The organism is uncultured Shimia sp., from assembly GCF_947498095.1.
Taxonomy (GTDB): domain Bacteria; phylum Pseudomonadota; class Alphaproteobacteria; order Rhodobacterales; family Rhodobacteraceae; genus Shimia.
Window position 1 is genome coordinate 171152 of the sequence record NZ_CANMJE010000009.1, and the last position, 22024, is coordinate 193175.

Annotated in this window: 20 protein-coding genes, 2 pseudogenes and 1 riboswitch; of the genes and pseudogenes, 14 read left to right on the top strand and 8 right to left on the bottom strand. The window is 56.7% G+C overall.

What is annotated here, in order from left to right; all coding sequences use genetic code 11:
* Positions 1 to 24: 24 nt before the first annotated feature.
* The 3 genes from Q0932_RS15765 to Q0932_RS15775 all read left to right on the top strand — a co-directional run bounded on the left by Q0932_RS15765 (position 25) and on the right by Q0932_RS15775 (position 3898).
* Positions 25 to 2949: an error-prone DNA polymerase gene (locus tag Q0932_RS15765; protein WP_299355223.1), complete on the top strand. Its 2925-nt coding sequence runs from the start codon at positions 25 to 27 to the stop codon at positions 2947 to 2949.
* Positions 2950 to 3105: 156 nt separating this feature from the next.
* Complete coding sequence (locus Q0932_RS15770; protein ID WP_299355226.1) at positions 3106 to 3426, top strand: hypothetical protein; 321 nt, start codon at positions 3106 to 3108, stop codon at positions 3424 to 3426.
* A 256-nt stretch (positions 3427 to 3682) separates the two neighbouring features.
* On the top strand, positions 3683 to 3898 hold the full coding sequence (locus Q0932_RS15775; RefSeq protein ID WP_299355228.1) for a hypothetical protein: 216 nt from the start codon (positions 3683 to 3685) through the stop codon (positions 3896 to 3898).
* A gap of 112 nt (positions 3899 to 4010) precedes the next feature.
* Here the strand turns inward: Q0932_RS15775 and Q0932_RS15780 are convergent, their stop codons facing one another.
* Together Q0932_RS15780 and Q0932_RS15785 are read right to left on the bottom strand one after the other, a co-directional pair.
* Entirely contained in the window at positions 4011 to 4859 is an 849-nt protein-coding gene (locus Q0932_RS15780) for a sulfotransferase (protein ID WP_299355231.1), read from the bottom strand.
* A 116-nt stretch (positions 4860 to 4975) separates the two neighbouring features.
* Entirely contained in the window at positions 4976 to 5302 is a 327-nt protein-coding gene (locus Q0932_RS15785; RefSeq protein WP_299355234.1) for a hypothetical protein, read from the bottom strand.
* 96 nt (positions 5303 to 5398) lie between these two features.
* A riboswitch (cobalamin riboswitch) is annotated at positions 5399 to 5610 on the bottom strand.
* A gap of 70 nt (positions 5611 to 5680) precedes the next feature.
* Here Q0932_RS15785 and smpB point away from each other — a divergent pair.
* The 4 genes from smpB (at position 5681) to Q0932_RS15805 (ending at position 8707) form a co-directional block, all read left to right on the top strand.
* Complete coding sequence (gene smpB / locus Q0932_RS15790; protein ID WP_299355237.1) at positions 5681 to 6160, top strand: SsrA-binding protein SmpB; 480 nt, start codon at positions 5681 to 5683, stop codon at positions 6158 to 6160.
* 126 nt (positions 6161 to 6286) lie between these two features.
* Positions 6287 to 6562 carry a hypothetical protein gene (locus Q0932_RS15795; protein ID WP_299355240.1) on the top strand — a complete coding sequence of 92 codons (276 nt, stop codon included), beginning with the start codon at positions 6287 to 6289 and terminating at the stop codon, positions 6560 to 6562.
* A gap of 103 nt (positions 6563 to 6665) precedes the next feature.
* The gene (sseA, locus tag Q0932_RS15800) at positions 6666 to 7523 is read left to right on the top strand and encodes a 3-mercaptopyruvate sulfurtransferase (RefSeq protein WP_299355243.1); all 858 of its coding nucleotides are present in this window, start codon (positions 6666 to 6668) and stop codon (positions 7521 to 7523) included.
* Positions 7523 to 8707, top strand: a complete 1185-nt coding sequence (locus Q0932_RS15805; protein ID WP_299355246.1) for an amino acid aminotransferase — start codon at positions 7523 to 7525, stop codon at positions 8705 to 8707. The genes sseA and Q0932_RS15805 overlap by 1 nt, the downstream gene beginning before the upstream one ends.
* Before the next feature lie 58 nt (positions 8708 to 8765).
* On the opposite strand, the gene Q0932_RS15810 is transcribed toward Q0932_RS15805, so the two are convergent.
* From Q0932_RS15810 to Q0932_RS15820, 3 genes are all read right to left on the bottom strand, one after another.
* Positions 8766 to 9716: a hypothetical protein gene (locus Q0932_RS15810; RefSeq protein ID WP_299355249.1), complete on the bottom strand. Its 951-nt coding sequence runs from the start codon at positions 9714 to 9716 to the stop codon at positions 8766 to 8768.
* Positions 9717 to 9847: 131 nt separating this feature from the next.
* Positions 9848 to 11185, bottom strand: a complete 1338-nt coding sequence (locus tag Q0932_RS15815; protein ID WP_299355252.1) for an ammonium transporter — start codon at positions 11183 to 11185, stop codon at positions 9848 to 9850.
* A 26-nt stretch (positions 11186 to 11211) separates the two neighbouring features.
* Entirely contained in the window at positions 11212 to 11550 is a 339-nt protein-coding gene (locus tag Q0932_RS15820; protein WP_299355255.1) for a P-II family nitrogen regulator, read from the bottom strand.
* Positions 11551 to 11807: 257 nt separating this feature from the next.
* On the opposite strand from Q0932_RS15820, the gene Q0932_RS15825 reads away from it, so the two are divergent.
* Complete coding sequence (locus Q0932_RS15825) at positions 11808 to 13994, top strand: transglycosylase domain-containing protein (protein ID WP_299355257.1); 2187 nt, start codon at positions 11808 to 11810, stop codon at positions 13992 to 13994.
* A 44-nt stretch (positions 13995 to 14038) separates the two neighbouring features.
* Here Q0932_RS15825 and Q0932_RS15830 read toward each other — a convergent pair whose 3' ends face one another.
* A complete protein-coding gene (locus tag Q0932_RS15830) occupies positions 14039 to 14632 on the bottom strand; it encodes an ABC transporter substrate-binding protein (RefSeq protein WP_299355261.1) in 594 nt (197 codons plus the stop codon).
* Between the two features lies 1 nt (position 14633).
* Positions 14634 to 15431, bottom strand: coding sequence for a VacJ family lipoprotein (locus Q0932_RS15835; protein WP_299355263.1), 798 nt, complete (start codon positions 15429 to 15431; stop codon positions 14634 to 14636).
* 256 nt (positions 15432 to 15687) lie between these two features.
* Between Q0932_RS15835 and Q0932_RS15840 the strand changes: the two are divergent.
* The 6 genes and pseudogenes from Q0932_RS15840 to Q0932_RS15865 all read left to right on the top strand — a co-directional run bounded on the left by Q0932_RS15840 (position 15688) and on the right by Q0932_RS15865 (position 21456).
* Positions 15688 to 17317 (top strand): annotated as a pseudogene (locus tag Q0932_RS15840) (type I secretion system permease/ATPase).
* A pseudogene (locus Q0932_RS15845) lies at positions 17314 to 18622 on the top strand (HlyD family type I secretion periplasmic adaptor subunit). The pseudogenes Q0932_RS15840 and Q0932_RS15845 overlap by 4 nt, the downstream one beginning before the upstream one ends.
* A gap of 80 nt (positions 18623 to 18702) precedes the next feature.
* Positions 18703 to 19164 (top strand): RidA family protein, encoded by a 462-nt coding sequence (locus Q0932_RS15850; protein ID WP_299355266.1) that lies wholly within the window; start codon positions 18703 to 18705, stop codon positions 19162 to 19164.
* 7 nt (positions 19165 to 19171) lie between these two features.
* Positions 19172 to 19933 (top strand): glycerophosphodiester phosphodiesterase family protein, encoded by a 762-nt coding sequence (locus Q0932_RS15855; RefSeq protein ID WP_299355269.1) that lies wholly within the window; start codon positions 19172 to 19174, stop codon positions 19931 to 19933.
* 48 nt (positions 19934 to 19981) lie between these two features.
* Positions 19982 to 21169 carry a GNAT family N-acetyltransferase gene (locus tag Q0932_RS15860; RefSeq protein ID WP_299355272.1) on the top strand — a complete coding sequence of 396 codons (1188 nt, stop codon included), beginning with the start codon at positions 19982 to 19984 and terminating at the stop codon, positions 21167 to 21169.
* Positions 21166 to 21456, top strand: coding sequence for a 4a-hydroxytetrahydrobiopterin dehydratase (locus Q0932_RS15865; RefSeq protein ID WP_299355275.1), 291 nt, complete (start codon positions 21166 to 21168; stop codon positions 21454 to 21456). The genes Q0932_RS15860 and Q0932_RS15865 overlap by 4 nt, the downstream gene beginning before the upstream one ends.
* A gap of 66 nt (positions 21457 to 21522) precedes the next feature.
* Here Q0932_RS15865 and Q0932_RS15870 read toward each other — a convergent pair whose 3' ends face one another.
* Positions 21523 to 22011 (bottom strand): peroxiredoxin, encoded by a 489-nt coding sequence (locus Q0932_RS15870; RefSeq protein ID WP_299355278.1) that lies wholly within the window; start codon positions 22009 to 22011, stop codon positions 21523 to 21525.
* Between the last annotated feature and the right edge of the window lie 13 nt (positions 22012 to 22024).

Sequence of the window (22024 nt, forward strand, 5' to 3'; positions counted from 1 at the left end):
CTGTCGAGACACGAGGCCCTGCGCATGGTGGCAGAACTCTGCATCACTTCGAATTTCACCTTTCTCACCGGGGCCTCTCACCCCGAGGAATACATGCGCCGTGCGGCTCTGGAGGGCTACGAGGCGATTGCGATTGCCGACGACAACACGGTGGCGGGCATCGTACGCGCCCATACCGAAGCCCGTGACATTGCCCGGCAGGTTCGCAACCGACAGCGCTTTGACGCAGAGCACGGGCTGATCGGGCCGCCTTGCCCAGAGGGCCTGTCCGCTGTGCCCTCAGCCGCAATTTACAACACGCCGCGGCTCATACCCGCTGCCCGTCTGATTTTCACCGATGCGCCCCCCATCACCGCTCTGGCCGCCACACGACAGGGATGGGCCAACCTGTGCCGGCTTCTCTCCAAAGGGCGGCTGCGCGCAGAAAAAGGCACATGCATCCTGAATATCGCGGACCTGCTTGCGCAGTCCAAAGGGCTGGAACTGATCCTACATCCGCCGCCCCAAGCGCCAGCCTCTCCGCGCGGCGCGGGCGCTTGGCATCCCCATATGAAACGATTGACGCGCCGCTTTGCTGGGCACATGCATCTTTTGATGGCGCCCACGTATAACGGCGAAGACTCGCAGCGCTTTAAGGCCATCGCAGCTTTGGCCACCCAGCTTGATCTGCCGCTTTTGGCCAGCGGCACCCCGCGCATGCATCAGGGCCGCCGCCGTCGGCTGGCGGATGTCCTTAGCGCCATCCGGACCAGCAAGCGCATCGACGCATTGGGGCGCGATGCATTGGCCAACGGCGAACAACGCCTGCGCAATATCCCCGAGATGCAACGCCTGTTTCAGGGCTATGAGGATGCGTTGGAAAACACCGCGGAGTTGGCCGCGAAAGCCAACTTTTCCCTCGACAGCCTGCGCTATGAATACCCCAGCGAAGTGGCAGAGGGCGAGACCGCCGACGCACGTTTGCGCAGGCTTGCGCATGAGGGTTTGCGCTGGCGCTATCCCTATGGCGCGCCTGAGCGGGTGAAGACCATGCTTGAGCATGAATTGACCCTGATCGCCAAGCTGAATTACGAGCCCTATTTCCTGACCGTGCGCGACATCGTGCATTTTGCACGCTCCCGCGACATCCTCTGCCAGGGGCGCGGCAGCGCTGCCAATTCGGTTGTGTGCTATTGCCTTGGGGTGACCAGCGTCAGCCCCGAGGTGGGCACCATGGTGTTTGAACGCTTTGTCTCTGAGGCCCGCGACGAGCCGCCGGACATTGACGTCGATTTCGAACATGAACGCCGCGAAGAGGTGATCCAGTGGATCTATGAACGCTATGGCCGCCACCGCGCGGGGCTATGTGCCACGGTGATCCATTATCGCGGCAAACGCGCCATCCGCGAGGTAGGGCGTGCCATGGGGTTGGGGGATGATACGATCTCTGCACTCAGTTCGCAGCTCTGGGGCTTTTTCTCAACTGATGCAGTCGCGGACGAGCGCATGCGCGAGATTGGTCTCGATCCTAATGATCGCCGCCTGAAACAAACGATGGAGCTGGTCAACGAGATCATTGGCTTTCCCCGCCACCTGTCGCAACACGTCGGCGGCTTTATCGTGACCGAGGGACGGTTGGACGAGCTGGTGCCGATTGAAAACGCCACGATGGAGGACCGCACGGTCATCTGTTGGGACAAGGATGACATTGATTCCCTTGGGATTTTGAAGGTCGACGTGCTGTCCTTGGGGATGTTGACCTGTATCCGCAAGGCGTTTGATCTGATGACCCAGCATATGGGTCAGAGCTATACGCTGGCCAACCTGCCGCAAGAGGACTCCCGCGTTTATGACATGCTGTGCAAGGCCGACAGCATTGGCGTGTTTCAGGTGGAAAGCCGGGCGCAGATGAACTTTCTGCCACGCATGAAACCACGCAATTTCTACGATCTGGTGATCGAGGTGGCCATTATCCGGCCAGGGCCCATTCAGGGCGACATGGTGCATCCCTATATCCGACGCCGAAATGGCGAAGAGAAGGTCTCATTTCCCTCCGATGAACTGGGCGCGGTGCTGGGCAAGACGTTGGGCGTGCCGCTGTTTCAGGAGCAGGCCATGCAGATCGCCATTATCGGCGCAGGCTTCACCCCGGAAGAGGCGGATCGGCTGCGGCGCTCGCTGGCAACCTTCAAGAAACATGGCAATGTCAGCGAGTTTCATGACCGCTTCATGCGGGGGATGAAGAAGAACGGCTATGAAGAGGATTTTGCCGCCCGCTGTTTCAGCCAGATTGAAGGATTCGGATCTTATGGCTTTCCCGAAAGCCACGCCGCCAGTTTCGCGCTCTTGGTCTATGCCAGCGCCTGGATCAAATGCCACCATCCGGGGATCTTTGCCTGCGCGCTTTTGAACAGCCAGCCTATGGGGTTTTATGCCCCCGCCCAAATCGTGCGGGACGCCCGCGAGCACGGGGTCGAGGTACGGCCCGTCGACATCAACGAAAGCTATTGGGACAACGTGATGGAGCCCGATGGCAGGGGGGGCTGGGCGCTACGGCTCGGGTTCCGGCAGGTCAAGAAGCTGCGCGAAGAGGATGCCGCCTGGATCACCGCAGCGCGGGGCAATGGCTATCGCTCGGTCGAAGATGTCTGGCGACGCGCCGGGATCAGCCCCCCGGTGCTGTTGCGGCTGGCCGAAGCGGATGCCTTCCTATCCCTGCGCATGACCCGACGCGAGGCGTTATGGCAGGCCCGCGCGATCCGCTCAGAAAACCCTCTGCCGCTGTTTTCCGGGGACATGGATGGCGAAGGCATTCTGGAACCCACCTCGAACCTGCCGGTGATGACCGAAGGCGAAGAGGTGCTCGAGGATTACGTTTCAATGCGGCTGACGCTGCGCAGCCATCCGGTAGCGCTGCTCAGGCACCTGTTGACCCCAGACAAGCCTGACCCAAATCTCAGGCACGGATAAGGCAATCACCAAAACAGCAATCGTGATGTCACTGAGCAAGAGGCAATTAGCCAGCATCAGCGCGGACGCCACAGGCACTAAGACAAAAAGAACACTCGACACACAAACGTAGACAAGAAATCATGGGCCAACAAGAAAATCACAAGGAACCCCAAAATGCGCGTCTCAAAAATGTTGTTGGTTGGTGCCGCCCTGACGCTCAGCCAGATCACCTGGGTAAATACATCAAGGGCTGAAGATGTGGCGGACCTCCCGGCCGCAATAATGTGCGCCGTATCAGATCAGACTTATGTCGTGTACTTGTCCAAGATCGAAAGCGACGGATCGGCGTTGTATGCAGGCATCCACGGTGGGGTAGCCCTGGTTGGGGCCGACGGCAAAATCAAACCTACTGACACCATGAATGCCGGAGATTGCGCCGACCGGACAATACAGGAATTGCGCGAGGCCGGAAAAACACGCGACTTCACGCAATAAGCATTCTTTATTAGTCTCGCAGCAAAAGGGCGAGACGCGCAGAACCGACTGATGTCGCGGACGTTTCAGGGCCAACTTGGGTCCCAAGTTGGCTTCGAACTACATACATGCGTGGCGGCGCAGGACAAAGTGATCGCGGCCCGAAGGCGGACCGCCCTCTGACTTCACAAAAAATAGCTTTGACAGAGTCAACTTTCCGCCGCAGTATGCAGGTAACGTTAGCGCTATCACTAACGAAAGATCTGAGGAGGATACGATGACACAAAAGCTGGAAACCATCGTCGAAATCGGCTCGCAAATCTGGTCTGACCCGGCCTTGGGTGAAGAGTTCTGGCGCGGTGAGCTGACGTTGAATGGTTTTGCCATCGTCACCCGCCCCGCCACCCGGAGCCGGGACGAGATGAAAGACATGCTGACCAAGGCGCTATTACAGCGTTTTCCCGACGCGGATCCGCAGAAGGTAGTGAACTAGCGCAAATACCCAACGCCGGAAGCGGCAAAAAACGGGCGTCCGGGTCGCAAGTTCGGCAGCCCTGTAAGTCTGATTTCGTTTAATATTCAAAGACTTAACGACCACTCGTTACCTAAAGCTCTTTGGCGGGCGCCGCGTCTGCGTTCGGTGGCCTGACCAAATCCTTATCCGACCTCTCCGGAAAGCCCAAAAGGAAGCGTAATCTCAGCGGCCATCGTACAACACTTGAACGCACGGTCCGATAAAGGCTTCTTCTCTTGCGGATCCCTTCCCAGAAACCGGGTTCCATATCAGGCTCAACACCGTCAAACACGCTGTCCCAATCACCCTCAAGATCGTATCCCAGATCCTGCATCACCCCATCGATCGGACCAAACTTTTTTATCTGCCCCAGCAAACGCGCAAGCTCGCCTCGCCAGCGCGCAATACTCTCGGTTGAGATGTCCCGAACACCTCCCAAGGCACGGACCGCGGACTCCGAAGGACGCGCCACCTTGGCAAAATCAGAAAACGCCGCTTTCTTACGTAAAAAGCCGATCTTACGCATCAGGGTCGCCTGAACCTCGTCAGGGTTTGCCACAAGATCTTCGTAGCGAATTGAGATGAATCTGGGATGGGATATGGCCTTGTTGAACAGACGCACTCTTACTTTGATCCACTCCAGATCCGACCAAAAATGATCAGGGCTTGCCCGGTGCCTGCTGACAACAACGTCCCTTGGATCACGAACCATAGCAATGATCCAAAGGTTCGGGTTTTTCGTCAGGGCTGCCTTGGCAAACCGAAGGTCGTCTGGACCAGGATTCTTTGAGCAAAACCGCGCAAATTCCTCGCGTGGCGGGATCAGAAGGCTTCGTTCGTGAACTGGCCAACCGTCAAACTCAAAACAGCTGACCATCAATTCCATCATCAATGTCGTGCCGGTTCTGGGAGAAACCCCGGTTATGTGGATGTGTTCCATAGGCCTACCAGTCGACTTAACCCGTATCGCACAATCAGTCTTCGGCGATAGAATAGCGCTTGTTGTTCAAGGTACTGGTACGCCCATACACAGGCATCCGCAATCGGCTTCAACGTTTACATCATCGGCATTCCGCCCTGTTCAAGCGTGATCGCGGCAGCGGCCGAGGTATCCAACAACAGCGCATCGACATCGGCGCCTTCGATGACATCCCCGAACATGTGACAGGCCTTCTTGGTTGCATGAAAAGCCGCGGTACAGGGGCGCATGCAGCCGACCAATTCGATATGGCCCGTGATCTCGAAATCGTCCGAAATCATGTCGCCGCCAGCCGAAATCGACTGGCACAGCTTACGGGCCAGTTCAAAGCCGATGTGACAGGCCTCGCCCGTGTGGGGACAGATTGAACAACGTGTGATTTGGTGAGGTGTTTTCCGGTTCATGACGCCCTCCGCGTTTGTGCGGGGGGACAGAAAAACCAGATTTTGGAACGAAATGCGTCATCAGATCAGCCTCCTGCCGGAGCACCCCGCCCGGTTTCGGTTACAGTTAGTGATGGCTGGTCTCCTGACTTGCGGGTCATCGCTTGCCTGAACCTTCCCGGCGCTTGGCCAGTGGCTGTTTCAGGGTCGCTCGCCGCTTACAGTTGCGGGGGCAGTCTCGGACTTGGCTCTACCAAAATCTAGGCGGGGCCGCACCGTGTTCCCATTTCCCACCCCGAAGGGCAGGAACCATCAACCGCAGTGTTACGGACACAATGCGGCGCTGTAAAGTCGTTCCCCATAGACACTCAGAAAAGCGCGCTGTAATCAGACGCGGTTATGGCCAAGAAGACGCAAAAATCCGATCCGAACTATAAAGTGATCGCCGAAAACCGGCGCGCGCGGTTCGATTATGCCATCGAGGATGATCTCGAGTGCGGCATTGTTCTGACCGGGTCCGAGGTCAAATCCTTGCGTCAGGGCGGGTCGAACATTGCCGAAAGCTATGCAGCCGTCGAAGATGGCGAACTGTGGCTGGTCAATTCGCATATCGCCCCCTACGAGCGCGCCATGTTCCCCCATATGGAACGACGACGCCGCAAACTTCTGGTCAGCCGCAAGCAACTGTCGAATCTTTGGAATGCAACCCAACGCAAGGGCATGACCCTTGTACCGCTTGTGATGTACTTCAATCACAAGGGGTTTGTGAAAATGAAGATCGGCATCGCCAAGGGTAAAAAGGTGCACGACAAACGTGCAACCGAGGCCAAGCGCGACTGGGGACGTCAAAAACAGCGTCTCCTGCGCCACGGAGAGTGACCCGCGGGGAGGTTTCCCCCCTTTTTCCCGCTGACCCAAACCATCACACCTGTCAGGGTGCTGGCAAATCCGGATAGTGGAGCTCCGGTTACAATGGTTCACAGCTCCTGAGGGAAGAGAAACATCATGGAACTTATTATTGGTCTTCTGTCCGGCGCGCTTGGTGGCACAGCCGCAGGCAAACTGATTTCGAAAATCGACCAGGGCACCCTGATAAACGCCGTCGCGGGCATTGTGGGCGGCGGTATTGGCAGCACTCTTCTGGGCGCCGTAGGAGCAGGTGGCCTTGCTGGCGGCGGCATGGATATTGCTGGCATCATCGGTCAGGTTGTCTCGGGCGGAGTTGGTGGCGGCGTGGTGCTGGCGGTCATTGGGCTGATCCGCAACGCCATAGACAAGTAAAAACAGGAATAATCTTGCTGGGGGCGCCGCTATTCAAGCTGGCGCCCCTTGCGACTCTGCCCCTTGGATAGTACTCAGGACGAGACGAATTCGAGGGGGCCTCATGGCACAGGACGATCCCAGAACACTTGTTTCCACCGACTGGCTTGCAGCGCATATCAAAGACCCGGACCTGCGCATTCTAGATGCGTCCTGGTACATGCCCGCGCACAACCGTGATCCACGCGCAGAATACGATGCTGCCCACATTCCCGGCGCACGCTTCTTTGACATTGATGAGATTTCAGATCTGCGCAGCGACCTGCCGCATATGGTCCCGCCCGTTGAAAAATTTATGAGCCGGATGCGCGCCTTGGGTGTTGGAGACGGCCATCAGGTGGTGGTCTATGACGGTGCTGGCACTTTCTCGGCTCCCCGCGTCTGGTGGTTGTTCAAACTGATGGGCCAAAACGATGTGGCCGTTTTGGACGGCGGCTTGCCCAAATGGCAGGCCGAAGGCCGCGCCATCGAAGACATGCCGCCCATTATCCGTGATCGTCACATGACGGTTCGGCGGCAAAATCATCTGGTCAAGGATGTTACGCAGGTTTCGTCTGCCTCTAAACTGGGTGACTTTGAAATCGTTGATGCACGGGCTGCGCCTCGGTTCAAAGGCGAAGCGCCTGAACCGAGAGAGGGCATTCGCGCGGGCCATATTCCCGGCGCCAAGAATGTTCCGTTCGGCGAGCTGTTGGGCAGCGATGGGACCATGAAATCGCCCGAAGACCAACGCGCGGTGTTCGAGGCCGCGGGCGTCGATCTGTCAAAACCCGTCATCACCAGTTGTGGGTCCGGCATCACTGCTGCGGTGCTGTGCCTTGCGATGCAACGTTTTGGCAAAACAGATTTTGCCCTTTACGACGGGTCCTGGACTGAATGGGGAGCCTTCCCCACATTGCCTATTTCCACGGGAGAAGCCTGATGCTGACCAAGCTGCAACAACAACCTGCCGACAAAATCCTCGCCCTCATGGCGATGTATCGCGAAGATCCACGCCCAACCAAGATTGACCTTGGCGTTGGCGTCTACAAGAACGCCGAGGGTATCACGCCGGTCATGCGCGCCGTTAAGGAAGCCGAGCGTCGTCTGGTCGAAGAGCAAACCTCAAAGGCTTACGTGGCGCTGGCCGGTGACCCCGCATACTCAGATGCGATGGTTGGGCTGATCCTTGGAACATCGGTCGATCGTGACCGTGTTGCCGCGATAGCGACCCCGGGTGGGACCGGCGCGGTACGTCAGGCTTTCGAGCTGATCCGCAATACCAGCCCCGAGGCCACCGTTTGGGTGTCGAACCCGACCTGGCCCAACCATGTGTCTATCCTGAATTACCTTGGGATGAAAAACACCGCCTATCGCTATTTCGACGCCGAGACCCGTGGTGTGGATTTTGACGGCATGATGGCAGACCTTGCCGGTGCCAAGGCTGGCGATGTGGTGCTTTTGCACGGGTGTTGCCACAACCCAACCGGCGCCAACCTCAACCTGACCCAGTGGCAGGCCGTTGTGGATCTATTGAACGACAAAGGCCTGATCCCGATGATCGACATCGCCTATCAGGGCTTTGGGGATGGGCTGGAAGAAGATGCCGCCGCAACACGCCTGGTTGCTTCAAGCGTCTCAGAATGCCTGATTGCAGGCAGCTGCTCGAAGAACTTTGGCGTCTACCGCGAGCGCACGGGCCTTTTGATGGCCGTGTCGGAAACGGCGGACAATACCGGTTTGACCCAAGCCAATCTTAACTATCTGAACCGACAGAACTATTCCTTCCCGCCAGATCACGGCGCCCGGGTTGTGACCACAATTCTGACAGATGATGGCTTGCGTGCGGATTGGGCGGCAGAACTGGAAGATACACGTCTGGGCATGCTGCGCCTGCGCGAACAATTGGCTAGTGAGCTGCAGCGCCTGTGTGGATCTGATCGTTTTGGCTTTATTGCGCAACACCGCGGCATGTTCTCGCTCTTGGGAACAACGCCAGATCTGGTCGAGCGCCTGCGCGCAGAACACGGTATCTACATGGTGTCTGACAGCCGCCTGAACATAGCGGGCCTGAACTCCACGACGGTTCCGATCCTTGCCAATGCGATTGCCGAAGTCGGCATTTGAACGGAATCGGTCAACCTATGACATCCTGATGACAAGGGGCGCATTTGCGCCCCTTTTTCTATCGGGCCGTAATACTGCGCCACATCGAGAACCAAGGGGAACGGCGGGTTTTCAGATAGGCAATTGACGTCCCGCTTTGCAACATCTGAGGCTTTAAACGGGAGGCTTCCAATATCTCACATTGGGTTGCGCTGATTAATGGCCAGGAAAATACCAGATCGACAAAAACACCATGCGCGTCGCTCAGTTGCGTCGGCAACCGATGTCCCGCCACAATGACATAGATTGTACGATCGGCATTGAGCGCAACCACACGATCATAAGCTCCTTCGTTCACAGGCCGAAAACGGCAGGCACCCTTGCCCAAGACCGTGATGTGCCCGTCAATCACATCCAGCCCTTGCTCTACTGCGGCTGAAACACGGCAGGTGCGCTGACTGTTAAAATGTCTGACGGCCAAGCTCCATGCAGATCTTAGGACGAACAGGAATGTGACCAGAGCCCCCATGACCATGAGCAAGCCAGCGATACGGGCTGTCGTTCCCAAGTTACTCAGGTCAAACGGCAACGCAACACTGTCTTGTTTTTGACCAATGTCCGAAGCGCTTTGCGAGGGCGACTGTTTCTCTTGAATACGCTCAAGGTTGCACACCATATCATTCAGGCGTTCAGCTCGCTTGAGCTTTTCCCTCAATAAGCATGGGCTCTGCGCCCTGCCAGTCTGAGCAACGGATTGCGCTTCGTTCAAGATGGAGTCTACCCGGTCCCTCCGGTCGGATAGTCCAAGCGAAAACAGCTTTGAACTCACCTTTTTCATATCGACAGCTGCGGCGTCGCGACCAAGCCGCTGCGCCAATGCAGAATCCGCGCCCCCATCTGGGAGGGTGGTGACATACAGACTGTCCACCAGCGCCATAAAATCCTGGGGCAAACCGCACCGCGCATAGAGACCATTGCCCAAAACCAAGCTGGCAAAAAGACAGACCAGACGCCCAATGGTTCGGCGCATGCCGGCGCGATTGCTCTTATCAAGGCCAGTCTGTGTCATGGCGTGATGGTGACAGTAAAACCCTAAGGGGCAGTAAACAGAAAAGGGCCCGGACATGGCGTCCGGGCCCTTGTTTTGTTCAGTATTTTGACTTAGCCGTTGGTGAACTCGGGATAAGCTTCCATACCCAGTTCAGCCATGTCCAGACCATTGATCTCGGTCTCTTCATCCACTCGGATACCCATGGTGGCCTTGAGAATGAACCAGACAACTCCAGAGGTCACGACGGTGAAGATACCAACCACGACGATCGCATAAAGCTGGGTCATCAGCGAGGCATCAGCGTTGGTGAAAACCACCGCAATCGTGCCCCAGATACCGCAGATCAGGTGAACCGGAATGGCACCGACGACATCGTCGATCTTGAGCTTGTCCATGAAAGGAATGGCAAAGACTACGATCACACCGCCGACAGCACCGATCAAAGTGGCTGCGCCCAGCGAGGGGGTCAGGGGTTCTGCAGTGATCGAAACCAGACCGGCCAGCGCGCCGTTCAGGACCATGGTAAGGTCAGGCTTTTTGAACATCAGCTGCGAGACGATCATTGCGGCAATCGCGCCACCGGCAGCAGCCGTATTGGTATTTGCGAAGATGCGGCTCACGTCTGCGACGTCGCTCACGGTACCCATAGCCAGCTGAGAGCCGCCATTGAAGCCGAACCAGCCAAGCCACAGGATGAACGTACCCAAGGTAGCAAGGGTCAGGTTCGAACCGGGGATCGGAACTGTTTTGCCCTCTTTATTGTACTTGCCCAGGCGTGGCCCAAGGATGATCGCACCGGTCAAAGCCGCCCAGCCACCAACCGAGTGCACAACGGTCGAGCCTGCAAAGTCGAGGAAACCCATCGCATCCAGGAAACCACCGCCCCACTTCCACGACGCCTGCAGCGGATAGATGATCGCTGTCAGGATGATCGTGAAGATCAGGAAAGGCCACAGCTTGATCCGCTCAGCCAGCGTACCCGACACGATCGAGGCCGTGGTGGCACAGAACATCAGCTGGAAGAAAAAGTCAGATCCTGTTGACGCATACCCATAGTCGTCTGCTGCGTCAGCGGTAACACCAACGGCTTCGAGAACTCCGGGCCCCCAGACGCCAGACAGGATGCCGTCAACCGACCATGTGCCCAAGGGGTACATGAGGTTGTAGCCAATCAGATAGTAAAAGATCGCGGCCAGTGAAAACAAAGCCACGTTCTTCATAAGCTGCATGGTTACGTTCTTGGAACGCACCAGACCCGCCTCGAGCATGGCAAATCCAGCTGCCATCCAGAACACGAGAAAGCCGCCGACGAGGAACAAAAGCGAGTTGAGAATAAAGACGGTGTCGGTCGAAGCGTTGACACCCGCCACCGGACCTTCTTCGGCAAGGCCCGCAACCGGCAGCGCGACAAGCGCGGCTGGCAGGGCAAATTTCATAAGAGTTTTCATGTGTCGTTTCCTTCCCGTGGCGGCGCTCAGAGCGCGTCCGCGTCGGTTTCTCCGGTGCGCACGCGAATGGCCTGCTGCACGTCCAGTACAAAGATTTTGCCGTCGCCGATCTTGCCGGTCTGCGCGGTCTTGGTGATGGTCTCGGCCACCTGGTCAGCCATCGCGGCTGGCACAACGAGTTCAAGTTTGACTTTGGGAACGAAATTCACCGCGTACTCAGCGCCGCGATAGATTTCCGTGTGCCCCGACTGTGATCCAAAACCTTTGATTTCGGTCACCATCATGCCGCGCACGCCAATACCGGTCAGCGCCTCGCGAACTTCTTCCAACTTGAACGGTTTGATTGTTGCGATAATCAGTTTCACCGTTTTCCCCTTTTCGATTACAGGGTTGTTCCTGCGTTTTGCACATGCAGAAAAACCGCGCCGTACCGCAGAATCGAAGACGGAACGGGGAAATTTTGGGAGGAAAACACGTAAAAACGCACATTTTTTGCACAAATTGAATCAGATGCTTAATTTTTGAACATAACAAAAAGGCGAGGATCCGCGCACGTCCTCTCTACTTTGATACCAATTCCGTTTAGAGTGCTTGCAAACAAACAGACTCGGCAGAGCAGCTCGTGAGTGATTCAGGACGAAAAAAGCCACCGCTTGTGGCTGAGAGGCGCTATGGCAAATCCAAGCCAGCGGCCCGGAAACCTGCATCCAAACCCAAGGCAAAACCCAAGTCCAAGTCGGGCTTTTGGGTTAGAAAGCGCAAACCCGCCCGCAAACCGTCAGCCAAGAAACGGCATCCTATCGTCGCCTTTGTCATGCGGTTCCTGAATTGGGTTTGGCGCATTGTCTGGGGCTTTACCTGGCGCGTTGGTGCCGTGGTTGCCCTCATCGTCGCGTTGGCAGTCGGATACATTTATACGACGCTTCCAGAGATGAACGAACTTTTGGACGGGCGCGCGCGCGGATCAGTCACTTTGCTGGACCGCTACGATCAGGTGTTTGCCTGGCGCGGTGATCAGTTTGGCGGGGTTGTGACCGCCAATTCGGTTTCACCTGATTTGAAGAACGCGGTTGTCGCGACCGAGGACAAGCGCTTTTACCGGCATTTTGGAGTGAGCCCCCGAGGGATTGCCAGCGCGGTCCGTATCAATCTGCGCGAAGGGCGTGGGCCTTTGTCAGGACACGGTGGGTCAACCATTACCCAGCAAACCGCCAAGCTGTTGTGTCTTGGCGTTGAGTTCGATCCGGATGATTGGGAGAGCGAGGCGGCTTATGTCAAAGACTGTCGCCGTGGGTCTTTGTCGCGCAAAGCCAAAGAGGCGATCTATGCGCTTGCGATGGAAGTGAAGTACAGCAAGGACGAAATCCTCTCTATCTATCTGAACCGCGCCTATATGGGCGGCGGTGCCTACGGCGCCGAGGCGGCCTCTCAACGATATTTTGGCAAACCCGCCGCCGTGGTGACCCCCGCAGAAAGCGCGATGATCGCCGGGCTTCTGACGGCACCGTCGTCTCTGGCACCAACTTCCAACCTGAAACGCTCGCAAGATCGCGCCGCGACCATCCTGCGCCTGATGCAGGAACAGGGATACCTGACGGAAAAAGAGACCGCCTATTGGCAAGCCAATCCAGCGGTTCTGTCTGAGGCCGCCGAGGCGCGCACAGGTGGGTACTTTGCGGATTGGGTGATGGGGTCAGGGCCTGACTACTTTACCCGCAACACCACCGAAGATGTGGTTCTTAGGACAACCCTTGATCCCCGTATTCAGGCAGCGGCCGAAGAAGGCATGCAGTGGGTGTTTGAAAACAAGGTCCGCGAAGGGTCCAAAGCACAGGCCGCCATTGTTGTCATGAGCGCAGACGGCGCAGTACGCGCAATGCTCGGCGGTCGCGATACCAAAGTGTCAGGCGCCTTCAATCGCGCCGTTCAGGCAAAACGACAAACTGGCTCGGCCTTCAAACCCTTTGTCTACGGCGCTGCATTGGACCTCGGCTATGCCTATGACGATCTTGTCAGCGACGCGCCCTATTGCATCAACACTCCGGGGTCTGGTGAGTGGTGTCCGCGCAATTACACTGGCAAACACTATGGCATGGTCACGCTGACCACGGCGCTCAAGGATTCTCTCAATGTTCCCGCCGTAAAGATTTCCGAGTCGGTTGGGCGCGAAAACGTCCGAAAGGTTGCCAGCGAGTTTGGCATTGAAAGCGATCTGGCCGCGGGACCCGCACTTGCACTGGGTGCGTCTGAAAGCTCGCTTCTGGAAATGACCGGCGCTTACGCCGGCATCCTGAATGGCGGATCATCGGTAACGCCCTATGGGTTGATCGAACTACGGCTGGCAGGCGACCCTAATCCGTTGATGGGTACAGGCGGCGGGATTGGCGAACGGGTCATCACCGAAGCTGCGGCACGCGAGCTGATCTATATGATGGAAAAAGTGGTGAGCAACGGAACCGGAGGTCGCGCGGGACTGCCCGGTTGGCAAGTTGCCGGGAAAACTGGCACAACCCAAGCGGCGCGGGATGCGTGGTTCATCGGGTTCACGTCAGAATATGTCGCCGGTGTCTGGATGGGGTACGACGACAACACGCCATTGACCGGTGTGACCGGCAGCGGCCTTCCGGCGGAAATCTGGCACGAAGCAATGATCCGAATTCACGAGGGGGTCACACCAAGCCCCTTGCCCGCCTTTGACCCCAAACCCAAGGCGCCACGCCCTGAAACGGGAAACAAGCGGAAATCGCCCGGCAGAGTCATTGAAGATACCGTCAACACGATCTTGCGAGATATTTTTGGCGGCAACTGATCTGAAAGATAGTTGCCGCGCGAGTGCGCAATGTTTGCGCGTACTCAGCCGGCCTTTTTCAGGTCTTGGGTCAACTGGTCGATGTTCCCTTTGCGGCGATCCAACATCGCGCCGATCTCTTCTTTTTCACTCAGTCGCAGGCTAATGCCCTCGATGATCATGTCGAAAAAGCGCGGCTTTCCAGATTTGTCGGAGACCAGGAAATTCACATCAAAGGGTGACTGACCCTTGAGATAGGCAATTGTGCGAACCTCGTGAAAGCTTTTGACCTGGCGGGCATCTTTGACTTCGATCCGCCCACCAACAAACTCTTCGAACCGCTTGCCGTACTTGCGCGCGATATAGCCCTGAAACGCCTTGGTGTAAGAATTGAGTTGCGACCCCGTGGCGCGGCGGGCGTCGGCGCCCAACGCGGACCTCGCGATGATCGGAACATCCGCGTATTTCACAAAGATTCTTTCGAAGTCTTTGATCATTGAATTCAGCGATTTTCCGCTCGCGATCACCTTATTGATGTCGCGCACCACATTGTCCACCAACGCTTTGGCTTGTGCATCATTCAACGCTGAGGCAGTGCCAGGGAGGGCAGCGCTGAGGGCAAAAGCCGAAACAAAACCAATAAAACCACGGCGTTTCATCTTAAAAATCCTCGTATGGGTCCGAATACGGGTCAGAGTAAGGATCAAGGTAAAGGTCCTCCCCCGTTATTCCAAGTTCGTAACGACGGTTTTGCAGGTAAATACTTCGTGCCTGCGCATAACTGTCGGCGCTGTCATACAAGACCGAATCAACCGTGGCATCGAACGTGTAACGGCTCCCCATGGCATCCAGTATATAGGCAACGCCACCAATATAAGTTTCAGGGCTTCGCAAAACCACAAAGAACGGATCCAGGGCAAGATCGACAAAAATGCCGACGGTGTCTCGCGATGTCGAAGGCCCCCAGAATGGAAGTTCAACATAGGCGCCCTCTCCGGCGCCCCAGACATGCAGGGTTTGTCCAAAATCAGCCCGCACACGCGGCATGTTGAGTTCTTCTGCCGGGTCTAGAAAACCGGCGAACCCGACAAAGGTGTTCAATAGAAACCGCCCAGTGTTCTGGGCCGCATAGCCGAAATCACCTTGCAAAACATTGTTGATCACGTCGTTTGGCAGGCTGAGATGCGATGAAAAATTGCCGACCACTTCACGAACACCACCCGACGTGGAGTTGCCGTAGCCTTGTGACAGGGGGTCAACAAGATACTTGTCCGCCGCCTTATTAAACGCGTGCGTCTGTCTGTTGTCTTCCTCGTAGGGATCATAAATTCCCCCCTCGGCTTGCAATGCCTCTTGCGAGGCGCAGCCGGACAGCACCAGCGCGCCTGCAACAAGGGTGACGGCTAGAAACAATGGCCGGAAGTTAAGATCGTACAAAAACAGCAATAGAATTCTCAAGTTAATCTGCGTATCAAAGCGTGTAGACCAATTTTCAGATGAGCCCCAAGTCTTTGCAATCATATCCGCAACGCCTGTGGCAGATGTGAGACAAACCGCCATACTCAGGGCTAGCCCCACGTTTTAAGAACATTTTCCGGATAACACAACGATGGCTCCTACAGCTCCACATGATGGCATTTCAGAATTGATTGCTGCGCGCTAGCAAAGCAGAAAGCTGTATTGGGCCGTTGGTGTGTTCAGTTTTTTTGCCAATATGCTGATGCTGACCGGGCCTCTTTATATGCTTCAGGTATATGACCGAGTTCTGGGCAGCCGTTCTCTTGAAACACTTCTGGCGTTATCAGTCCTCATCATCTTTCTTTATGGGATCATGGGGCTTTTGGATTTTGCTCGAGGTCGCATCATGTCGCGCGGCGCGGCCCGGTTTCAGGACGCCCTTGAACGCCGCGTGTTTGTTGCTGTGGTTAAAAGCTCATCAACCAAGCCCACTAAGGCCGCTATGACTGGCCTAAAAGACTTGGGCGTCGTCCAAAAATTGATGTCCTCGCCGGTTCTGATGGCCGCCTTTGACCTGCCCTGGACGCCATTGTTCTTGTTTGGGATATCCATTTTCCACCCTGCCCTCGGCCTTTTGGCTATCGCAGGTGGGGCAATCCTCGTGGCTGCGACCTTGCTGAACCGGGTGTTCAGCAAACGTCCGCTTCAGGAGGCCGCGGTCCGATCTCACAAATCCGATCTCCTTGGAGAGCAAATTCGCACCGAGTCAGAAATAGTTCAGGCGATGGGAATGCGCAGTGCAGCCTTTGACCGCTGGCAGACATCGCGCATGTCAGCAATGACCAGCACTGTACAGGCCAGCGACCTGAGCGGCGGTTTTACGGTCGCGACCAAGACCTTCCGGCTATTTTTGCAATCCGCGATGCTGGGTCTTGGCGCCTATCTGGTTCTTCAGAACGAGCTGACGCCCGAAGCGATGATTGCGGGGGCTATCCTGATGGGACGCGCCTTGGCTCCGATCGAACCGGCAATTGGTCAATGGGCACTTGTGCAACGGGCAAGTCACGGCTGGAAAAGTCTGGCAACGTTGCTGGATGACGTACCGCCCGAGGCTCCACGCACGCAATTGCCCGTCCCCAAAAGCGCCCCTCAAAACCGAACAGCTTTCCGTCATTGCCCCCGGAGATGCGCAGGCGACGTTGCGAAACGTGACCTTTCAAGTTGGACCGGGTCAGGCCGTGGGCATTATCGGCTCATCCGGGTCAGGCAAATCCACGCTTGCGCGCGCGATCACCGGAGTTTGGCGCCCGGCAGGTGGGAAAATCAGGCTGGATGGCGCAACTCTGGATCAATATGACCCCGATATTCTGGGAACATACATCGGCTATCTGCCACAGCGCGTGCAACTGTTTGACGGAACAATTTCGGAGAATATCGCCCGTTTGTCGCTGGAACCGGATTCGGACATGGTTGTTGAAGCTGCCAAAAAAGCCGCTGCCCACGATATGATTGTCAAACTGCCAGACGGCTACGATACCCGAGTCAGTGCAAACGGCGGGCGATTGTCGGGGGGACAGATTCAGCGGATCGGCCTTGCGCGCGCGATGTATTCGGACCCGATCATTCTCGTGCTGGACGAGCCGAACTCGAACCTCGACAATGAGGGATCCAACGCGCTGAATGCCGCCATTCGGGCAATGAAGGCCGAAGGGAAATCAGTATTGATCATGGCACATCGTCCAGCAGCAATTCAGGAATGCGAAATACTCTTGGTGCTTGATGGCGGTGCCGTTCGCAAATTCGGACCGCGCGACGACGTCCTGCGGGAAATGGTCAAAACCCACGAGGATATTCAAAAGGCCCAAGGCCCCGGAGGCGTGAAATGACATTGCCTACAACGCCAAACTGGTCGGCTCGCACGCCCATGTTGATCGGAATTCTGGCTTTGCTCTTGCTTGTTGGCGGGTTTGGAACCTGGGCAACCGTCACCAATATCTCTGGCGCCATTATCGCCAGCGGTCGGATTGAGGTTGATAGCAATCGGCAGGTTGTGCAGCACCCGGACGGCGGCGTTGTCGCGTCCATTCTGGTCGACGAGGGTGACCGCGTTGAAGCCGGGCAAGTCCTCTTGCGACTTGATTCTACCCTGCTGGCCTCGAACCTGACGATTGTCGAAGGGCAGCTTTTCGAAATTCTGGCCAGACGTGTGCGCCTTGAAGCCGAAAGCGACGAGGCAGAAACAATTACCTTTGACGCCGAGCTGATGGAGATGCGAAAACCAATCAGGACATCGCCGACATCATGGCCGGTCAGGAACGCCTGTTCAGCACCCGCGCAGAATCTCTGCAACGCAAAATCGAACAGCTTCACAAGCGACGCATCCAGATCGAGGATCAGATCCGCGGGATCGAAGCCCAGCAAAGATCGCTCAAGATCCAATTGGATCTGTTTGCCGACGAGCTGCGCGATCAACAGGAACTCTTGGACAAGGGTCTCGCACAGGCCAGCCGGGTTCTGGCCCTGCGCCGCCAATAGGCACAATTGCAGGGCCGCGCCGGGAAATTGGCTGCAGGCAAGGCCCAGTTCGAAGGACGCATCACCGAGATGGAGATCGAGGTTATCAAGCTCGAGACACGTCGGCGGGAAGATGCAATCACCCGCCTTCGGGATCTTCAATACAATGAACTGGAACTGACCGAGCAGCGACGCGCCATGGCCGAGCGCCTATCGCGGCTCGACATCGTATCCCCAGTCTCGGGGATCGTTTACGGCCTACAGGTGTTTGCAGAGCGGTCCGTCCTTCGCGCCGCGGACCCTGTTCTGTTTATTGTACTCCAAGATCGGCCACTGGTCATTGCGGCGCAGGTTCCGGTCATTCATGTCGATCAGGTCTATAGCGGGCAAACTGTGTCGCTGCGGTTTTCCTCGCTTGATCAGCGCAATACACCCGAACTGTTTGGCCAGGTGACCACCGTTTCCGCCGATGCCTTTCAGGATCAGCCACCAGTGCCGCATATTATCGGGCAGAAATCACCATGAACGAAGGGGAAATCGAAAAACTCCCTGAGGGTGTGATCCTGATTCCCGGAATGCCCGTAGAAACCTATCTGCGAACCAATGACCGCAGTCCTCTGGCATACTTGGTGAAACCCTTTACCGACTATTTTGCCAAGGCCTTCCGCGAAGGCTGAAACCTGCGAGACTTTTGGCTTTTCTTATGGCGCCGCCATCTCTAGCGTCCCTGCGAACAGAATGACTTGGAGTAACAACTATGAGTGCAATCGAATCCAAACTGGCCGACTTGGGCGTTACCCTGAGCGACGCTCCAGCCCCTGCCGCGAATTATGTGCCTTTTGTTCAGGTCGGTGAGCTGCTGCATGTGTCCGGACAAATCTCGATGGACGCTAACGGCCTGATTACTGGCAAGCTTGGTGAAAACATGGACGTCGAAGCCGGTGCCAAGGCGGCCAAGACCTGCGCAATCAACCTTTTGAGCCAAGTAAAAGCCGCGTGTGGCGGTGATCTGGACCGGATGGTCCGCGTGATCAAACTCACGGGCTTTGTAAACTCGACCGGTGATTTCACCGATCAGCCCAAGGTCATCAACGGCGCATCGGATTTCCTGGTCGAGGCTTTGGGCGATGCCGGGCGCCACGCACGCTCAGCCGTCTCTGCCGCTTCGCTGCCTCTTGGCGTAGCTGTTGAGATCGAAGGCATCTTCCAAATCCGATAACTTCAGAATGCTGCACCCAAGCTTTTTGTCGATACCATTGGCGCATCGTGGTTTTCACGATGTGACCGATGGAAGACCCGAAAACAGTCGCGCGGCCATCAGCGCGGCCATTGCCGCAGGTTACGGTATTGAGATCGACCTGCAATTGTCCTCGGACGGACAGGCGATGGTGTTCCATGACTATATTCTGGATCGCTTAACCCCGGAAAGCGGTCCGGTTCGGCAACGCAGCGCAAGTGATCTGGCCGCAATCCCCTTGTCAGGCGGCGATGAAGGCATCCCGACTCTGTCCGAAGTTCTGGCTCTGGTGGACGGTCAGGTTCCGCTATTGGTCGAGCTAAAGGATCAAGATGGCGCAATGGGCGACAACCTGGGGCCACTTGAAGCCGCTGCGGCTGCCGCGGTTACGGGATATGAGGGGCCGGTGGCGCTGATGTCCTTCAACCCGCACTCCGTTGCACGATTGAAAGAGTTGGCGCCAAACGTGCCGCGAGGTCTCGTGACGGATGGCTACCTTGAGCAAAACTGGTCGCTGTTACGCTCCGAGCGGCGGGACGAGTTGCGCGAAATTCCCGATTTTGACCGGGTCGGAGCCTGCTTTATCAGCCACGGTGTCGCTGACCTGTCACGCCCGCGCGTGGCCGAGATCAAAGCAGGTGGTGCACCGGTTTTTTGTTGGACGGTGAAGTCGAAGCAACAAGAAGCCGAAGCCCGCATGGTTGCCGACAACATAACGTTTGAAGGGTACACCGCCGAGATACCGGCTTGATCCCCACCTCATACGCACCAAATATGACAGGGCGAATGGGAGAACACGATGGACGGCGCCAGCATCGAGATTGAATTGCACCAAAGCCTGTCCTCGATAGGCGAGGCCACGTGGGACGCCTGCGCCTGCCCCGAGGCTGCTGCAGGGGATCGCCCCAACGATCCCTTTACCACCTATCGGTTTCTCAAGGCGATTGAAGACAGCGGGTCTGTTGGCCCCGGCACCGGTTGGCAACCGCAATACCTGAGCGCCCGGGTCTCTGGCGAGACAATTGCGGTCATGCCGCTTTATGCCAAGGGGCACTCTCAGGGCGAATACGTCTTTGATTACAGTTGGGCGCATGCCTACGAACAGGCCGGCGGTCGCTATTACCCCAAGTTACAGGCGGCTGTTCCCTTTACCCCGGTCTCAGGCCGCCGCTTTCTGACACGTCCCGGCCATGAGGTGACAGGAATCAGCGCACTGGTCCAAGGGGCCGTGCAAGTGGCATCCGACAATCAATTGTCGTCCCTGCACCTGACATTCTGTGCCGAGGATGAGGCCGTAGCCGGGCAACAAATGGGGTTGATGCACCGCACTGGGCAGCAATTTCATTGGCTGAACGAGGATTACCCCAACTTCGATACATTCCTTGCCACGCTGTCGTCGCGCAAACGCAAGAATATCCGAAAGGAACGCGCCAAGGCACAAGCATTTGGTGGCGACATCGTGCTTTTGACAGGTGACGACATCCAGCCCGTGCATTGGGATTACATGTGGCGGTTTTATCAGGACACAGGCGCGCGGAAATGGGGCACGCCGTATCTGGAACGCGCATTCTTTGACCGTGCCCACGAAACGTTGCGCGATGACATCCTTTTGATCTTTGCCATGAGGGATGGGGTTCCCGTGGCCGGGGCGATGAACTTCATCGGGCGCGAGGCGCTTTATGGCCGATATTGGGGATGCACCGAGGATCATCACTCATTGCATTTTGAACTGTGCTACTATCAGGCCATGGATTGGGCGATAGCCAATGACCTCAGGCGTGTCGAAGCTGGCGCACAGGGGGAGCACAAACTGGCGCGCGGCTATCTGCCTGTGACGACACATTCACTGCACTGGATCGCCGATCCGGGCTTTGCCAATGCGGTTGAACAATACTTGAATGCCGAACGCGATGCCGTGGCCGAAGAGATCGAAGTGCTGACGTCATACGGACCGTTTCGCAAGGATAACAGAGAGGATCACGAATGAGCGAAAAACTCAGCGCAGCGGCGCGGGACGCGGTTCTTGGCCCCTTGTTCGAAAATGGTTGGGAAATGGTCGAAGGACGCGACGCGATTCAAAAGACGTTCCGCTTTCCCAGTTTTATTGACGCCTTTGGCTGGATGACCCGCGCGGCCATTTGGGCCGAGAAATGGAACCATCATCCGGAATGGTCTAACGTCTACAATCGGGTCGACGTAGTTCTAACCACCCATGATGTCGATGGGCTGAGCGCCCTGGACGCGAAACTCGCGCGCAAACTCGACACGCTCTAGATTGCAAAGAAAAAAGGACCGAAGTGGCTAACTCCGGTCCCATTGCTTCCACGTTGACACGGCAAATTACAGCGCGCCCAGCAGTGTTTCGCCCGCCGATAACTCACAAACGCCTCGTTCGATTTCTTCCTGAAGCCAGGTCACAACGCCGTCTTCCACCACCGCTGCAAACCGGCGGGTGCGGTTTACAAATCCAACTGGTGCCGCCGAAAACTCCAACCCCATTGCGGTACTCAACGTTCCATCAGGGTCGGTCAACATCGTGATGCCCGCCTCGCCTGCGCCAGTGGATTTGTCCCAGGCATCCATGACCCACGGGTCATTCACCGACATACAGACAATCTCGTCCACGCCTTTTGCCTTTAGTGCTGCAACATTACGCATGAAGCTGGGCAAGTGCGCGCTGGAACACGTCGAGGTGAAGGCCCCCGGCAGCCCGAAGAGCGCAATCTTGCGCCCTTTTGTCAGATCAGCCACGTTAATAGGGGTAGGAACCCCGTCGCTCAGGTACATAAAAACGCCGTCGGGAAGCTTTTGACCCACATTAATTGTCATGTTAATCATCTCA

Excerpts from the sequence above, each read along its gene's own strand:
- Q0932_RS15765 (WP_299355223.1), top strand. The coding sequence starts at position 25 with ATGGTGGCAGAACTCTGCATCACTTCGAATTTCACCTTTCTCACCGGG.
- Q0932_RS15770 (WP_299355226.1), top strand. The coding sequence starts at position 3,106 with ATGCGCGTCTCAAAAATGTTGTTGGTTGGTGCCGCCCTGACGCTCAGC.
- Q0932_RS15775 (WP_299355228.1), top strand. The coding sequence starts at position 3,683 with ATGACACAAAAGCTGGAAACCATCGTCGAAATCGGCTCGCAAATCTGG.
- Q0932_RS15780 (WP_299355231.1), bottom strand. The coding sequence starts at position 4,859 with ATGGAACACATCCACATAACCGGGGTTTCTCCCAGAACCGGCACGACA.
- Q0932_RS15785 (WP_299355234.1), bottom strand. The coding sequence starts at position 5,302 with ATGAACCGGAAAACACCTCACCAAATCACACGTTGTTCAATCTGTCCC.
- smpB (WP_299355237.1), top strand. The coding sequence starts at position 5,681 with ATGGCCAAGAAGACGCAAAAATCCGATCCGAACTATAAAGTGATCGCC.
- Q0932_RS15795 (WP_299355240.1), top strand. The coding sequence starts at position 6,287 with ATGGAACTTATTATTGGTCTTCTGTCCGGCGCGCTTGGTGGCACAGCC.
- sseA (WP_299355243.1), top strand. The coding sequence starts at position 6,666 with ATGGCACAGGACGATCCCAGAACACTTGTTTCCACCGACTGGCTTGCA.
- Q0932_RS15805 (WP_299355246.1), top strand. The coding sequence starts at position 7,523 with ATGCTGACCAAGCTGCAACAACAACCTGCCGACAAAATCCTCGCCCTC.
- Q0932_RS15810 (WP_299355249.1), bottom strand. The coding sequence starts at position 9,716 with ATGCGCCGAACCATTGGGCGTCTGGTCTGTCTTTTTGCCAGCTTGGTT.
- Q0932_RS15815 (WP_299355252.1), bottom strand. The coding sequence starts at position 11,185 with ATGAAAACTCTTATGAAATTTGCCCTGCCAGCCGCGCTTGTCGCGCTG.
- Q0932_RS15830 (WP_299355261.1), bottom strand. The coding sequence starts at position 14,632 with ATGAAACGCCGTGGTTTTATTGGTTTTGTTTCGGCTTTTGCCCTCAGC.
- Q0932_RS15850 (WP_299355266.1), top strand. The coding sequence starts at position 18,703 with ATGAGTGCAATCGAATCCAAACTGGCCGACTTGGGCGTTACCCTGAGC.
- Q0932_RS15855 (WP_299355269.1), top strand. The coding sequence starts at position 19,172 with ATGCTGCACCCAAGCTTTTTGTCGATACCATTGGCGCATCGTGGTTTT.
- Q0932_RS15860 (WP_299355272.1), top strand. The coding sequence starts at position 19,982 with ATGGACGGCGCCAGCATCGAGATTGAATTGCACCAAAGCCTGTCCTCG.
- Q0932_RS15865 (WP_299355275.1), top strand. The coding sequence starts at position 21,166 with ATGAGCGAAAAACTCAGCGCAGCGGCGCGGGACGCGGTTCTTGGCCCC.
- Q0932_RS15870 (WP_299355278.1), bottom strand. The coding sequence starts at position 22,011 with ATGACAATTAATGTGGGTCAAAAGCTTCCCGACGGCGTTTTTATGTAC.